Source organism: Planococcus sp. ISL-110 (assembly GCF_018613575.1).
Lineage (GTDB): Bacteria > Bacillota > Bacilli > Bacillales_A > Planococcaceae > Planococcus.
In genome coordinates this window covers 75,688-89,989 of record NZ_JAGGPX010000020.1, presented here as the reverse complement: position 1 = coordinate 89,989, position 14,302 = coordinate 75,688, and the positions used below count along the sequence as shown (strand labels likewise).

13 protein-coding genes are annotated in these 14,302 nt (G+C 48.6%); 1 reads left to right on the top strand and 12 read right to left on the bottom strand.

The annotated features are described in order from the left end of the window. Positions 1-309: 309 nt before the first annotated feature. The 5 genes from rnz to mce all read right to left on the bottom strand — a co-directional run bounded on the left by rnz (position 310) and on the right by mce (position 5,701). Positions 310-1,269 (bottom strand): ribonuclease Z, encoded by a 960-nt coding sequence (gene rnz, locus J7I83_RS13915; RefSeq protein WP_215101718.1) that lies wholly within the window; start codon positions 1,267-1,269, stop codon positions 310-312. 7 nt (positions 1,270-1,276) lie between these two features. Beyond that, entirely contained in the window at positions 1,277-2,518 is a 1,242-nt protein-coding gene (locus tag J7I83_RS13910; RefSeq protein WP_215101784.1) for a DNA polymerase IV, read from the bottom strand. An 89-nt stretch (positions 2,519-2,607) separates the two neighbouring features. Beyond that, positions 2,608-3,726, bottom strand: coding sequence for a M20/M25/M40 family metallo-hydrolase (locus J7I83_RS13905; RefSeq protein WP_215101716.1), 1,119 nt, complete (start codon positions 3,724-3,726; stop codon positions 2,608-2,610). A 20-nt stretch (positions 3,727-3,746) separates the two neighbouring features. Continuing rightward, positions 3,747-5,288 (bottom strand): acyl-CoA carboxylase subunit beta, encoded by a 1,542-nt coding sequence (locus J7I83_RS13900; protein ID WP_215101714.1) that lies wholly within the window; start codon positions 5,286-5,288, stop codon positions 3,747-3,749. Between the two features lie 14 nt (positions 5,289-5,302). Further along, complete coding sequence (gene mce, locus J7I83_RS13895) at positions 5,303-5,701, bottom strand: methylmalonyl-CoA epimerase (protein ID WP_215101712.1); 399 nt, start codon at positions 5,699-5,701, stop codon at positions 5,303-5,305. A gap of 165 nt (positions 5,702-5,866) precedes the next feature. Between mce and prli42 the strand changes: the two genes are divergently transcribed. Continuing rightward, on the top strand, positions 5,867-5,962 hold the full coding sequence (prli42, locus tag J7I83_RS13890; protein ID WP_215101710.1) for a stressosome-associated protein Prli42: 96 nt from the start codon (positions 5,867-5,869) through the stop codon (positions 5,960-5,962). Here prli42 and J7I83_RS13885 read toward each other — a convergent pair. The 7 genes from J7I83_RS13885 to J7I83_RS13855 form a co-directional block, all read right to left on the bottom strand. Beyond that, positions 5,945-6,358, bottom strand: a complete 414-nt coding sequence (locus J7I83_RS13885; protein ID WP_215101707.1) for a hypothetical protein — start codon at positions 6,356-6,358, stop codon at positions 5,945-5,947. The two genes, prli42 and J7I83_RS13885, sit on opposite strands and share 18 nt — an antisense overlap. A gap of 13 nt (positions 6,359-6,371) precedes the next feature. Continuing rightward, complete coding sequence (locus J7I83_RS13880; RefSeq protein ID WP_215101705.1) at positions 6,372-7,364, bottom strand: aromatic acid exporter family protein; 993 nt, start codon at positions 7,362-7,364, stop codon at positions 6,372-6,374. 54 nt (positions 7,365-7,418) lie between these two features. After that, positions 7,419-7,859, bottom strand: coding sequence for a BrxA/BrxB family bacilliredoxin (locus tag J7I83_RS13875; protein ID WP_142827878.1), 441 nt, complete (start codon positions 7,857-7,859; stop codon positions 7,419-7,421). A gap of 65 nt (positions 7,860-7,924) precedes the next feature. Beyond that, complete coding sequence (meaB, locus tag J7I83_RS13870; RefSeq protein ID WP_215101703.1) at positions 7,925-8,992, bottom strand: methylmalonyl Co-A mutase-associated GTPase MeaB; 1,068 nt, start codon at positions 8,990-8,992, stop codon at positions 7,925-7,927. Next, entirely contained in the window at positions 8,992-11,139 is a 2,148-nt protein-coding gene (gene scpA / locus J7I83_RS13865; RefSeq protein ID WP_215101701.1) for a methylmalonyl-CoA mutase, read from the bottom strand. Before scpA ends, meaB begins: the two co-directional genes overlap by 1 nt. Beyond that, on the bottom strand, positions 11,140-12,834 hold the full coding sequence (locus J7I83_RS13860; protein ID WP_215101699.1) for a methylmalonyl-CoA mutase family protein: 1,695 nt from the start codon (positions 12,832-12,834) through the stop codon (positions 11,140-11,142). Between the two features lie 98 nt (positions 12,835-12,932). Further along, positions 12,933-14,273, bottom strand: a complete 1,341-nt coding sequence (locus J7I83_RS13855; protein WP_215101697.1) for a dihydrolipoamide acetyltransferase family protein — start codon at positions 14,271-14,273, stop codon at positions 12,933-12,935. Positions 14,274-14,302: the final 29 nt, after the last annotated feature.

Genomic DNA, 14,302 nt, shown 5'->3' with positions numbered 1-14,302 from the left:
TGCCGCCACGAGAGCGGTTGGCTGGAATACAGGCTTAAAAAATAACCGTCATTCCACGCCACATGGGACGGTTATTTTTTTTTGTTGATGACCAAAATCATGGAAACGACAAGAGTCAAAGCGCTGATCGTTAAACCGATACTCGTAAATACGAGACCGAATGATTCTGTGATGGTCATGTTACCACCCCCTTTCCTGGGGAATGGCCAAACCGCCCTCATACAGCTGTAACTTTATTTTATCACAAAAAGAACGTATGTTCTAATATTTCCATAAATTATTTTAGAATTTACTAAAAAAAGCCATCTTTTAAGGACGGCTTACCTGTTTTTTCCTGATTTTTTTATCCTGCTGCACCCAGTCGAATTCAGCAAAATCATGAGCAATCCATCCGCGCGGGTGAATTTCCTTCATCTGTTTCAGCAGCAGCTTATCATCCTCCGGCAAAAAACGGGCACTGATGTGGTTCATGATCAAGGTATCCGCACCGGCTGAATGGGCTGTTTTGGCCGCATCATAAACGGTTGAATGGCCATATTCACCAGCCATTTTTTTGGCGGTTCCATCAAATGTCGCTTCATGGACCAGAACATCTGCGCCGCGCCCCAATTCTACAGCGGCTTCACAAAACCGTGTGTCACCGAGAATGGTGACAATAAATCCGGGCTCTTCCGGTTCTGTGACATCTCCGCTCCGGACCCACTGGCCGTCAGCGATTTCCACATCTTCCCCGTTCTTCAGTTTCGCCAGCAACGGGCCTTTCGGGACACCAAGCGCCAGCGCCTTATTGACCAACAGTTTCGGCGGCAATGGCTTTTGGGTGATACGGAAGCCATAGGATGGGATTACATGGTTCAGCAGTCGCGTCTCCACCGTCATCAGGTCGTCTTCAAACAGCACTCCTTCTTCCAGTTCATGGTAGACAACCCGATACGTCAAATGGGTACGGCTTAGCGTTAAGGCCATTTCGATAAATTCTTTGATTCCTGCAGGCCCATAAACATCCAGTGCCTCGTCGCCTCCCTGGAATGAACGGGAACCGAGCAAACCGGGCAAACCAAAAATATGGTCCCCGTGCAGATGGGTAATGAAGATTTTTTCGATTTTGCGCGGCTTTACTGTCGTATGGAGAATTTGGTGCTGCGTCGCTTCTCCGCAGTCGAACAACCAAACTGTTCCCCGCTCTTCAAGCAATTTCAGCACCAGCGCAGAAGTATTGCGTTGTTTAGAAGGCATTCCGGCACCGGTGCCCAAAAATAATAATTGCATGCTTTCCCTACTTTCTCTCATGATCGTGGTCGTCCAGAAAATCTTTGCTGAAACTTGTTTTCGAATCATAATTCGTTTTTTTGATTTTGGTTCCCCGTGTCAGGACACTTTTGCCAAACCGGCTCTCCAGTTGTGCCATCAAATCAAGGATTGGTTCTTCACGTACATGTTCCTGGAAATTGAAAATCGATAACTGCTCTGTCATGTCGCCTTTATCGGCGACATTCGATACCGTAACACCAATCAGCCTTAGTGGTTCTCCATTCCAATGTTTGGTGAACAACTGCCAAGCGTTCCGATGAATGTCGTCTGCTTTCCAGACAGTATTGTTCAAAGTGATGCTGCGGGTCCTGTTTTTCCAATCCGAGCTGCGGGTCTGGATGCTTACCGTGGGCCCGGCCAATTCTTTTGCTTCCAACCGATTGGCCACTTTTTCACTAAGCTGGAGAAACAACGCCTTCAGATTTTGTTCATCCGTTTCGTCCACCGGCAAAGTTGTGGAAGTGCCGACGCTTTTTGTGTCATAGATCGAATCGGGATCTACCGGCCGGTCGTCGATCCCATTCGCGCGTGCCTGCAGGCGAACGCCATTTTTGCCCATCTTTTCCTTGACCAATCCTTCGTTCGCTGTGGCCAATTCACCGATGGTTTCAATTTTTAAGCTTTTCAGCCGGGCTGCCGTACTGTCGCCGATGCCGTGCATCTCAATCACCGGTTTGGGCCACAGCAAAGCCTGAATATCACGCTTCCGCAAAACGGTGATGCCCAATGGCTTTTTCATGTCTGAAGCCGTTTTTGCCAGGAATTTATTTGGGGCAATGCCTATCGAACATGGCAGATCCAATTCAGCAAGCAGCCGCTGCTGAATTTCATCGGCGATTTCCAGTGCATGCCGCTGCTCAGTCAATTCCGTGACATCCACATAACCTTCATCAATCGATACCGGTTCCACCATTTCGGTATAGGAACGGAGAATTTCGAACATCGCTTTGGATGCGGCCCGGTAACGTTCGAAATTCGGCGGCAAGAGCAGGAGTCCCGGGTATTTCCGTTTGGCTTCATGCACTTGCATGGTGGTATAAATGCCATGTGCCCGTGCTTCGTAGGAACAGGTGACAATGATCCCTCTCCGCTCTTTCGGATTGCCGGCGATGGCAATTGCTTTGCCTTTCAGTTCTGGATTATGCGATTGTTCGACAGACGCATAAAAGCTATTCATATCAATATGAAAGATGATTCGGCTGGCCATGAAATCGCTCTTCTTTCCGTTTTCTTTCAGTGTATCAAAAAAAGAGGGAACATACATCCTGTTCCCTCTTTTTGATAAGCTCTCGTTATTTAATTAAGGGTTGATTCTTTGACAATTTCAACCAGCAATTCGGCCAGCTTTTCAAGTTCCTCGATCGGCATGCGTTCGTTTTTTGTATGGATTTCTTCATATCCGACACATAGATTGACGGTTGGGATGCCAAAGCCATTGAAGATATTGGCATCGCTGCCGCCGCCGCTTGTCAGAACCGGTGAAGGGCGGCCAATTTTCGCTGCTGCTCTTTGGGCAATTTCTACGACCGGATCCATGTCATCAAAATGGAATCCCGGATACATGAGCTTTACTTCCGTTTCTGCACGTCCACCGAGGTTTTCCGCTGACTGTTTAAAGACAGACTCCATATGAGTGGTCTGTGCCGCCAGCTTGTCTTCACTGATTGATCGCGCCTCCGACAAAATATTGACTTCGTCACAAACGATATTGGTGGCTCCTCCACCTTCAAAACGCCCAATATTGGCCGTTGTTTCTTCATCGATACGGCCAAGCGTCATTTTAGCGATGGCTTTTGCAGCGATGGTGATGGCCGAAATGCCTTTTTCAGGTGCAACACCGGCATGTGCTGTTTTTCCATGGATAGTGGTCCATAACTTCGCTTGGTTCGGAGCAGCTGTCACAATGCCGCCCACTTTGCCGTCGCTGTCCACAGCGTAGCCGTATTTGGCAATCAACAAAGATAAGTCCAGTTCTTTTGCACCAACCAGGCCACTTTCTTCTCCCGCTGTAATCACCAATTGAATATCGCCATGATCGACTTGCTGTTCCTGAAGCACACGGATCATTTCAAACAAAGCGGCAATGCCGGCTTTGTCATCAGCACCCAGAATGGTCGTGCCATCCGAGTAGACATAGCCGCCACGGATTTCCGGCTTAACGCCGACGCCAGGCGTGACCGTGTCCATATGGACAGTAAAATAAATAGCCGGAACTTCGCTCAATGTTCCGCGAAGCGTGGCGATAATATTGCCCGCGCCGTGGCCGGTAACTGCTGCCGATTCATCGATTGCTACATGGAAACCCAGCGCTTCCAATTTGGTCTGCAATACAGCGGCGATTTCACCTTCGTGTTTTGTTTCAGAATCAATTTGAAGCAATTCCATAAATTCGTTCATCAGTCTTTCGTTGTTCATCTAAAGCACCTCTTTTATACTTACAGCGGCATATTGCCGTGTTTTTTGGCTGGACGTGTATCTTTTTTATTGCGCATCATTTCCAACGCCTGAATCAGTTTAATGCGTGTTTCGCGTGGATCGATAACGTCATCGACCATGCCGCGCGCGGCAGCAACGTAAGGATTAGCAAATTTCACGCGATATTCCTCGATCTTCGCTGCGCGGGTTTCTTCCGGATTATCACTTGCCGCAATTTCGCGGGCAAAAATGATGTTGGCAGCACCATTCGGTCCCATAACCGCAATTTCAGCATTTGGCCATGAATACACCAAATCGGCGCCGATTGATTTTGAATTCAGGGCCACATATGCGCCGCCGTAGGCTTTTCTTAAAATGACCGTCATTTTAGGGACCGTCGCTTCAGAATAAGCATAGAGAATCTTCGCTCCGTGGCGGATGATGCCGCCATGTTCCTGCTTGATTCCTGGGAAAAAGCCCGTAACGTCCTCAAACGTAATCAACGGAATATTGAACGAGTCGCAGAATCGGATAAAGCGCGCCGCTTTATCGGAAGAATCAATATCCAGCCCGCCCGCCATAACTTTTGGCTGGTTGCAGACAAGACCGACTGTTTCGCCTTTGATGCGCGCAAGTCCGACAACAATATTGCGGGCAAACTCCGGCTGCACTTCCATGAAGCTTTCTTTGTCCACCACTTGTTCGACCACTTTTCGCACGTCATAGGGGCGAATCGCTTCATAAGGGACGACATCAGCCAAATCCGGTCGATAATCATCGTCTTCTCCGCCGTCCAAGCGCGGCGGCATTTCCTGGTTGTTTTGCGGCAGGTAGCTGATCAGTTGGCGCACCATTTCAAGCACTTTCTGTTCTGTATCGCCACGGAAATGGGCATTTCCGCTGATCGCTGTATGTACCCTCGATCCCCCAAGATCTTCAGAGGAAATTTTTTCACCCGTTACCGTTTCAATCACTTTAGGACCTGTAATGAACATCTGGCTCGTCTTGTCAACCATGAACACAAAATCCGTGATGGCAGGAGAATAAACCGCACCGCCTGCAGAAGGTCCCAGGATGACGGAAATCTGCGGTATGACACCTGAATAAATGGAATTACGGTAAAAAATCTGGCCGTAGCCATCAAGTGACAGGACGCCTTCTTGGATACGCGCACCGCCTGAATCGTTCAAGCCGATGAACGGCGCGCCGTTGCGCGCCGCCATATCCATGACATTGGCGATTTTTTTGGCATGCATCTCGCCCAGGGCTCCACCGAAAACGGTGAAATCCTGTGAAAACAAATAGATGGCTCTGCCATTCACTTTGCCGTAGCCTGTCACAACCCCTTCACCAGGACCTTCTGCCATGCCGAAATCCGTCGTGCGATGCTCTACAAAAGGACTCAATTCAACAAAAGTACCTTTATCCAACAATAAATCAATACGTTCACGTGCTGTCAGCTTGCCTTTTTCATGCTGCTTGGCAATGCGTTCCTCGCCGCCGCCTAGCTCGATCTCACGCTTACGGTCGTACAATTCATTGATTCTTTCGTAAATATCCATTTTTCCACTCCCAATCACTCTTTTTCACAAAGTTCGTATAATACCCCATTCGATGATTTTGGATGCAAAAATGCCACCATAGCTCCTCCGGCTCCAGGATTCGGCTTGTCGCTCAGCAGGAGCACCCCGTTTTCACGCAGCTCTTCCATCCGCTGTTCGATATCGACAACTCCGAATGCAATATGATGGATGCCTTCACCTTTTTTCTCCAGAAATTTGAAGATGGCGCTTTCATTATCCATTGGTTCCAACAGCTCCAGCTTAACATTGCCGGCATCGATAAATGCGACGCGTACTTTTTGCGATTCGACTTCTTCAATTTTCATCAGTGGGAGCCCGAGTGTATCCGTATAGTAAGGAAGGACAGCATTCAGATCCCGTACAGCGATTCCGATATGATCTACTTTCTTCATCCTTTTTCACTTCCTTTTTTGACTTCTATCTTATTGTACAGATTCACTGTCAAAAACTCTAGTTGTTAGCGAATATTTGGAAAACAGCCAGCGTGTCTCTTCAACTCTCAGCGAAAATATGATATGATTTTACATAGATCTGAATGACAAAGGAGTTTACCACTAATGAGAAATGCGGCTTTCCGCAAGTTTATTGTCTACACGATGATCGGCATCATGCTGTTATCAAGTTTATTGATGGGATTAAGCTTTGTAATTTAATAGATTAGCAAAAACAGCAGAAGCCTCGGGGGCTTCTGCTGTTTTTTTAATGCGGAAGTTTTTTTGATGTCCGTCGGGCGTCGTCAGAGCTACACGCGCGCTTCCGCTTTTCTTTTTGTCCAGACTCCAGCGCCCAGCTCTTTGGGTCATAAGCCAACCCAGCTGTGTGGCAAAAGGCACCACTTCGCTGGTCTGTCTTATGCCCGGCAGAGCTACACGGGCGCTTCCGCCTTTCTTTTTGTCCAGACTCCAGAAGCCAGATTCTAGGGTCAGAAGCCAACCCAGCTGTGTGGCAAAAGGCACCACTTCGCTGGTCTGTCTTATGCCCGGCAGAGCTACACGGGCGCTTCCGCCTTTCTTTTTGTCCAGACTCCAGAAGCCAGATTCTAGGGTCATAAGCCCGTCGAATCTACACGGCTTCTTCCTCTTTTCTTGTGTGAAATCCTTTGTAGGATTGTTTGATCTCCAAATAGGATTCCATTTCGTGAATGACCTGGTACAGCTCGGCCATTGCCAGGAATTTTTCGTGGCGATCGGGCAAAGGCAAGGCAGCAAAATTCTCTTTGACTTTGTCCAGTTTCGAAATGTACCGATACGCCGTATTGCCTGAATGAACATGTTCCGATAAGTCTTCCAGAAAATCGGCGACCAGATCCGTCTGGTCGACAATGACCGGCAACGCGGTAATCTTCGGCAAAATGCGTTCGATGATCTCAAGCTGCTGTTCACGCATTTCAAAATAGTGATAGTACTTGTTTTCATGGCGGGTAATATGATTTTCAACATCCTGGTAAGCCAGTGCTTTGGCTTTTTCCAATAGTATCCGGGCTTCCATCAATTCCTTGCCGCTCCATGCCGACTCCCTATTGCGCAAATAGAAGGCAATTTCCCGAAAAATGGACGCATACAAATTTTCAATTTCATGGCGGTAGTTTGCCAGCTTTTTCTCGATGCTTGGCATGTACATATTGACTGCCAGCGCCGTGCCGAATCCTACCAGCATCAAAATCAATTCATTGACGAGCAAATCAAAATTCAAGTTTTTGGCATCATACAGATGCAGCAGGATAACGGAACTTGATACAAAACCGTCCTGGAACCTCAATGTTACCAAAAGTGGAATAAAAAGAACAATGAGGATGCCGATCATGATCGGGTGGTAAGCGATTCCTTCAAAAAAGATAAAGGCGTATAAGATCGCGATCAAACTGGCGATAAAGCGGGAAAAAGCTGCCCGAATCGACTTTTTCTTTGTCGGTTGTATACACAGGATGGTCAGGATTCCCGCAGATACATAGTAGTCGAGCTGCAGCAGTTGAGCGAGATAAATCGCGATCGCGACGCCCAATGCGGTTTTCATCGTGCGGTAACCAATCGAATAAGGCTTCAAATTCAGCTTCATTGTCCCCTCCAAATTTTGGCATGAAAAAAATGCCCCCAAAAGAGGCATTCTTTCTTAAACTTCATCGCAATGCTGTTCGAATATTGCTTGAATATGCGTGATAACAGACATCGGATCATGGCCTTCGATTTCATGGCGCCCAATTTCATCAACCATTTTTCCATCTTTTAAAAAGACGAATGATGGCGAAGACGGCAAATGGTCGTCACCAAAAATTGCGCGTGCTTGAGCAGTTGCTTCTTTGTCCTGTCCGGCAAAAACCGTGAACAGGTTGTCCGGGCGTTTGTCATAATGGATCGAATGCAATGCAGCTGGGCGTGCAATGCCGCCTGCGCATCCGCATACCGAGTTGACCATGACAAGGCTCGTGCCTTTTTGAGAAAATGCTTCATTTACTGCTTCAGCTGTTTCAAGTTGTGTATATCCACCGTCAATCAATTCCTGGCGGGCTTGTGTAGCTATATCGTTCATTAGGAAGTTAAAATCCATGCTCATCAAATATCACTCCTTATACGTGCTTTCTTAATCATAGCAGGTGTTCCACGGACTTGCAAAAAAGCTTACTCAAAAAGGCGGGCGATTGCCTGTGCCACAGTGAGTTCGTCATCCAACACCTGTTTTTCCAGGACCCTGACCAGTTGCCGGCGATCGGCATCATCAAAAAAGCGGCTATGCAGTTCATCCGTAATCATTGAACGGAACCAGTCTTTGGTCTGTTCCTGTCGGCGTCTTTTCCAGTAGCTGCTGCTTTTCACCATTGTTTCAAATTCCTGCACCATTTCCCAAATATCCGGGATGCCAATGTTTTCAAGAGAAGAGACGGCAACCGGCCGGGTTGTCCAGCCTTCAGTTGCCGGCTGTAGAAAATGCAGCATCTGCTTGTATTCCGCAACCGTCTTTTTCGCCAGGCGGGCATTTTCTCCGTCCGCTTTGTGTACAACAATGGCATCTGCCAGTTCGAGGATCCCTTTTTTCATGCCCTGCAGTTCATCTCCTGCACCAGTCAATACCAGCAGCAGGAACATGTCGACCATGCCCCGTACCAGCGTTTCACTTTGGCCGACGCCGACCGTCTCCACCAAAATGACATCGTATCCTGCTGCTTCACACAGCAGCATCGTTTCGCGCGTCTTTTTATGGACACCGCCGAGCGTACCTGCCGTAGGCGAAGGGCGGATAAACGCTTCCGGGTTGCGCGCAAGTTCCTCCATTCGGGTCTTGTCCCCGAGAATGCTGCCGCCGGTAAGCGACGAACTCGGATCGATCGCCAGAACGGCAACCCGGTGCCCAAGCCCAGTCAGCGTTTCGCCGAAGGTTTCGATAAACGTGCTTTTCCCCGCTCCCGGCACACCGGTGATACCGATGCGGATGCTGTTGCCGGTGAACGGCAGCAATTGGTTCAGCAATTCCTGGCCATTCTGTTTATGTTCGGGATTTGAACTTTCCAGTAAAGTGATCGCTTTCCCAAGATACAGGCGCGATCCGCTCCGGACTCCTGCGGCAATGCTCTGGATGTCCAAGGTTTCAGCAGCCGGCTTCTTGAATTTTTTCCGTGGCAGGGCCTTCATGCCGTCATGTTTTTCATGAACGCCCTCCATTACGCGCCTGGAGTTTTTTTCGCGGCTCATCAGTCTGCCACTTCCTCATAACCAAGGCGCACATAGATTTCTTCAATGACTTTTTGTGCCGCTACCGGGATTACCGTGCCAGGACCAAAAATCGCACTGGCACCGTTATTGCGCAGGAATTCGTAATCCTGTGCCGGAATGACGCCGCCGACCACGATGAGAATATCTTCCCGGCCAATTTTCGCAAGCTCTGCCTTAAGATCCGGCACCAATGTCATATGCCCTGCTGCCAGCGAGCTGACTCCGATCACATGGACGTCATTTTCTGCTGCCTGTTGAGCCGTTTCCGCCGGTGTCTGGAACAACGGACCAATATCGACATCAAAGCCCAAATCAGCAAATGCTGTGGCGATGACTTTCGCTCCGCGGTCGTGTCCATCCTGCCCCATTTTGGCGATCAGGATACGCGGACGGCGCCCTTCGTTTTCAATAAAGTCTTCCGTCATTTCTTTGACAATTTCCATTTCCTGCTGGTTTGAGAAGTTCGAGCTGTACACTCCGCTCACTGAACGAATCACCGCCTTATGTCTTCCGGATGCTTTCTCGATCGCATCGGAGATTTCACCAAGTGATGCCCGGTGCCGCGCCGCTTCGATGGCACAGGCCAAAATATTGTCTTCGCCGCTTTTCGCAGCTTCTGCCAAGGCTTCCAATGCCGCCGCCACTTTTTCGCTGTCGCGTTCGGCTTTCATGCGGTCCAGCCGTTCAATTTGGGTTTTGCGGACCATCGTATTATCAATGTTTAGGATATCGATCGGATCTTCCTGGTCAAGACGATAGCGGTTAACCCCAATGATCACTTCTTCATTAGAATCAATTTGTGCCTGCTTTTTCGCAGCCGCTTCCTCGATGCGCATTTTCGGCAAACCGGTTTCAATGGCTTTTGCCATCCCACCCAGTTCTTCCACTTCTTCAATCAAATCCCATGCTTTTTCCATCAATTCCTTGGTCAGTGATTCCACATAATATGAACCACCCCAGGGATCGATGACATTAGTCATCATGGTTTCTTCCTGCAGGAATAATTGCGTATTGCGGGCAATCCGTGCAGAAAAATCTGTCGGCAACGCGATTGCTTCGTCGAGTGCGTTGGTATGAAGCGATTGGGTATGCCCCATAGCCGCCGCATTTGCTTCAATCAAAGTACGGGTGACGTTGTTGAATGGATCCTGCTCAGTCAAACTCCAGCCTGAGGTTTGGGAATGTGTCCGCAGCGCCAAGGCTTTATCATTTTTCGGATCGAAGGTTTTCATCATTTTTGCCCAGATTTCACGTCCGGCACGCATTTTTGCCACTTCCATAAAGTAATTCATGCCGACGCCCCAGAAAAACGACAGGCGCGGGGCAAAATGATCGATGTCGATGCCCGCGGCCAGTCCAGTGCGGACGTATTCAAGTCCATCTGCCAGCGTATAGGCCAACTCAAGGTCCGCTGTCGCTCCTGCTTCCTGGATATGATAGCCTGAAATGGAAATCGAATTGAATTTCGGCATGTGGTCAGATGTGTATTTGAAGATATCCGCGATGATCTGCATGGACATCGCCGGTGGATAAATATACGTATTGCGCACCATGTATTCTTTTAAAATGTCATTTTGGATCGTTCCCGCCAGTTGGTCAGGCAGAACGCCCTGTTCTTCGGCTGCCACAATGAAGAACGCCATAATCGGCACTACCGCGCCGTTCATGGTCATCGATACTGACATCTGGTCCAGCGGAATGCCGTCAAACAGGATTTTCATGTCTTCAACGCTGTCAATGGCAACGCCGGCTTTCCCCACATCCCCGACCACGCGCTCATGATCCGAGTCATAGCCGCGGTGCGTCGCCAGGTCAAAGGCGACCGATAAGCCTTTTTGACCCATCGCTAAATTGCGTCGATAAAAGGCATTGCTTTCTTCCGCTGTCGAGAATCCGGCATACTGGCGCACGGTCCATGGACGCGAAACGTACATGGTCGGATAGGGCCCTCGGACATTGGGCGCAAATCCAGGCATGCTTTCTTCCAAAAAATCTATGTCCTGCTGCGTGTATACCGGTTTGATGTCGATACCTTCATTCGTCGTAAAGGCGCTTTGCTGTTTAACCGCTTGAGCAGCAACGGCTAACTCATCGAGCGTGACTTTGGAAAAATCGGGTTTAGCCATTTATAGCGCCTCCTTTCCTAGAGCGAGAATCTTCTCGAGTTTTGCAGTTATATGCTTGCCGGAATATATTGTGTCGTTGATGCCAAATTCCATCCATTCAGAAAGTTGTTCTTTTGGGTATTTGCCTGCGAGATCGATGCTGGCTTGCGTGTTCAAACCAGGCACGACAGCTGCAACAGCTTCTTTCGATCCGCACAGAACCGCATAACCAATCTTTTCCTCAGCAAGGAATTGGTTGATTTCTTCGGCAGTCGCCAAATGCAGACTAACCAGTGGTTCGATTCCGCCAACCGCCAGGAATCCGGAAACGAAATCGGCTTGCGCTTTAGTCTTATTCAATGGCTCAATCAGGACGATTGCTGATTTCAAGCCTGTCACTTTGCTTTGTGCGCGAAGATTTTCAAAAGGGGTCGCCAACCGTTTGGCAGTCATGTATTCCAAATGGCCATCGTCGATTTTCGCGTCTTTGACCGGTTCTTGTGGATTCGCGTAAATGTTGGTGCCGATCAGCGATTGTTTGCGCGTTGCCACGTTGTTTTCCCGCTCGATCCATTTGGCTTGAATATCATCTGTCAGCCAGCCCGATTTGACGACTTCGGAATAGCCTCCTGCCTCTTCAATTTCCAGAAAGTAGCTCCATGCAGCATCCACGTATTCCTTCGTCAAGGTCTCGATAAAGTAAGAACCTGCTGACGGATCGACCACATGGGACACATGCGCTTCTTCTTTGATGACCAGCTGGACGTTGCGGGCAATGCGCCGGCTCGATAGGTCTGGTTCGGTCAAAAAGTCATGCGGGTGTACGGTATGCGCATCGGTCCCGCCGAGGACTGCCGCAAATGTTGAATTTCCTGCACGCAATAAATTCACGTAAGGATCCAGTTTCGAATAAGAGCGGACTGAAGTTTCCGTAAACAGCGGAATCGTAGGTGCTTCTTCTCCGAAAGCAGAACTGAAGGCTTGCCATAATACACGGAACGCGCGCAGTTTAGCGATTTCCTGGAAAAATTGGGTATCTACCGCAAAGCGGATCCAGGTGTTTTTAGCGGTCTTCAAAAAATCGGCATCTGCCATCCGTTCTGATAAGATGCTGAGTGCGACTCCGAGTTCGTGTACGGCCGTCCCTCCTGCATGATGGATGGGAATAGTATCCACTAATTGGGTACGGACGTTTTCCGGTGCTTCTATCGCTTCTTCAGAGAAGATGACGCCTTGAACCTGTGAAAGCTGATCTGGAGATACAAAATCGAAAACCCGCAAAATGTTCCGGTCTTCACCGATCAATTTAAAGTAAAGAGGGTATTGGACAATCAGTCCGGCCAGTTCACTCAATTGCTCGTCTGTCCATTGGAATTTACGGAATTCCTTATAGACAACGGTTTCATTTCCACGGAGAATGTCGTCTTTCATCAATGCCAGATATTCCTGTGCGGAATCCGCCATCACTTCCTGGGAAACAAGCCAGCTCGGCTGATGCTTGCCATGCTGTATTGCGGCCACTTGTGCCGGTACATAGCTACCCAATTGATCAAGCATGTTTTTGGTATATAAAGGTTCAAGGGTCACGTCTTCAATTGTAGGCGTTTTCAAAGTTGCTTCAAAAGGCTTGCCTTTAATCGCTTTTTCAGCGGCTTGCTGCCATTCACTGTATATACGCGTTGGAAATTTCGTTTTTTTCATCGACTCGATTGTCAAACTATTCCCTCCTCAAAGGCTATCTATCTTCATTTTACATGACTGGACGCCGACATTAAAGAAAAAAAAGCTTGGAGTCCAGAGACTCCAAGCTTTTTTTAATAAACAGATGTATTTTCTTTTGACATATTTTCTAATATTTCTTTGACGCGAGCCAGGAATTGTCCACAGACAAGGCCGTCAAGAACGCGGTGATCGAGCGATAGGCAAAGGTTGACCATATCGCGGGCAGCAATCATGCCGTTATTCATGATGACTGGACGTTTGACAATCGACTCTACCTGCATAATAGCTGCCTGTGGATGGTTAATGATGCCCATCGACTGGACAGAACCGAACGACCCGGTGTTGTTGACCGTAAACGTTCCACCCTGCATATCCGCAGATTTCAGTTTGCCTGAACGTGCTTTGAGCGCCAGTTCATTCACTTCTTTGCCAATGCCTTTAACCGATTTCTCATCAGAATTTTTGATGACCGGCACAAACAAGGCACTGTCTGAAGCAACAGCGATGGAAATATTAATGTCCTTTTTCTGGATGATCTTGTCTCCAGCCCACATGGAGTTCATCATTGGGAATTCTTTTAAAGCCTGTGAAACAGCTTTGACGAAGAAAGCGAAATACGTGATATTGAAGCCTTCTTTTTTCTTGAATTCGCCTTTGATGGAATCACGGTATTGAACAAGATTAGTTACGTCCACTTCGATCATCATCCATGCATGCGGCGCTTCGTGTTTGCTCTTCAGCATATTCGCAGCAATCGCTTTGCGGACACCACTGACCGGAATTTCAATGTCCCCAGGAGCACTTTCAATCGGTGCAGCAGCGGCTTTCGGCGCTTCTTGCGCAGGTGCGGTTTGCGTTGCTGGCTGTTCCTGCTGTGGAGCCTGGGCTTGGGCTGCCGGAGCATCTCCCGCTTTCGGGATATTGCCGCTATCAATCAGCTGCATCAAATCCTTGCGGGTAATGCGCCCCTCGTTTCCTGACCCTTCCACTTGAGCCAAGTCGATGTCGTTATCCTGAGCTAAGCGGAGTACTGCAGGCGAGTAACGGCCTTTCGATCCCGACGGTTTAATAGGCTGGGAAGACCCTTCCGTCCCTTCCAACTTTCCGGTCGGCTTTGAGCCTGCTGCCGGCATTTCTGTCGCTTTGTCTCCACTGGCAGGTTTTGCTTCTTCTACAGGTGCAGCGTCGCCGCCTTCTGTTTCGATGGTGCAGACGATTTCGCCGACTGCCAAAGTCTCACCTTCTGAAGCGACCAATTCCTTGATTGTCCCAGTAAACGATGAAGGGACTTCCGCAGTCACTTTATCCGTATTGACTTCAGCGAGCGGATCGTATTTATTCACGTGATCGCCTGGCTGGACGATCCATTTTTCAATGGTTCCTTCTGTTACACTTTCGCCCAGCTGGGGCATTTTGATATTTTCTATAGCCAAGGGAGTTCCTCCTTTACTTGATGGTATCG

Coding starts and splice junctions, on each gene's coding strand:
- rnz (WP_215101718.1), bottom strand. CDS start 1,269: ATGCAATTATTATTTTTGGGCACCGGTGCCGGAATGCCTTCTAAACAA.
- mce (WP_215101712.1), bottom strand. CDS start 5,701: ATGAAGAAAGTAGATCATATCGGAATCGCTGTACGGGATCTGAATGCT.
- meaB (WP_215101703.1), bottom strand. CDS start 8,992: ATGAGCCGCGAAAAAAACTCCAGGCGCGTAATGGAGGGCGTTCATGAA.
- J7I83_RS13905 (WP_215101716.1), bottom strand. CDS start 3,726: ATGAACAACGAAAGACTGATGAACGAATTTATGGAATTGCTTCAAATT.
- J7I83_RS13885 (WP_215101707.1), bottom strand. CDS start 6,358: ATGACCCTAGAATCTGGCTTCTGGAGTCTGGACAAAAAGAAAGGCGGA.
- J7I83_RS13880 (WP_215101705.1), bottom strand. CDS start 7,364: ATGAAGCTGAATTTGAAGCCTTATTCGATTGGTTACCGCACGATGAAA.
- scpA (WP_215101701.1), bottom strand. CDS start 11,139: ATGGCTAAACCCGATTTTTCCAAAGTCACGCTCGATGAGTTAGCCGTT.
- J7I83_RS13910 (WP_215101784.1), bottom strand. CDS start 2,518: ATGGCCAGCCGAATCATCTTTCATATTGATATGAATAGCTTTTATGCG.
- J7I83_RS13875 (WP_142827878.1), bottom strand. CDS start 7,859: ATGAGCATGGATTTTAACTTCCTAATGAACGATATAGCTACACAAGCC.
- J7I83_RS13900 (WP_215101714.1), bottom strand. CDS start 5,288: ATGGATATTTACGAAAGAATCAATGAATTGTACGACCGTAAGCGTGAG.
- prli42 (WP_215101710.1), top strand. CDS start 5,867: ATGAGAAATGCGGCTTTCCGCAAGTTTATTGTCTACACGATGATCGGC.